The sequence below is a fragment of the Pseudomonas sp. HY2-MNA-CIBAN-0224 genome (genome assembly GCF_040310285.1).
Lineage (GTDB): Bacteria > Pseudomonadota > Gammaproteobacteria > Pseudomonadales > Pseudomonadaceae > Aquipseudomonas > Aquipseudomonas helleri.
Genome location: NZ_JBEOPQ010000970.1, coordinates 1 through 230, shown reverse-complemented (window position 1 = coordinate 230; position 230 = coordinate 1). Strand labels below are relative to the sequence as shown.

Genomic DNA, 230 nt, shown 5'->3' with positions numbered 1-230 from the left:
CGATAGGCGTCATCGATGCCCCTATTGATATTTTATACACCCAAGGCGCGGTGATAGCCGGCTTAACGTATTTGTTATTCCCGTTTATGGTATTACCGTTATATGCGGTATTTACCGATTTGCGTAATGATATGCTACTCGCTTCGCAGGATTTGGGCGCTTCAAAAACGCAGACCTTTTGGCACGTGGTGCTACCATTGACCACGCCTGGGATTATCTCAGGGGTGCTA

General features: G+C 47.4%; 1 protein-coding gene. It reads left to right on the top strand.

Going from position 1 to position 230, the window contains the following annotated elements:
• A partial coding sequence (locus AAEZ03_RS29130; protein WP_350583497.1) for an ABC transporter permease subunit occupies positions 1-230 on the top strand: 230 nt, incomplete at both ends.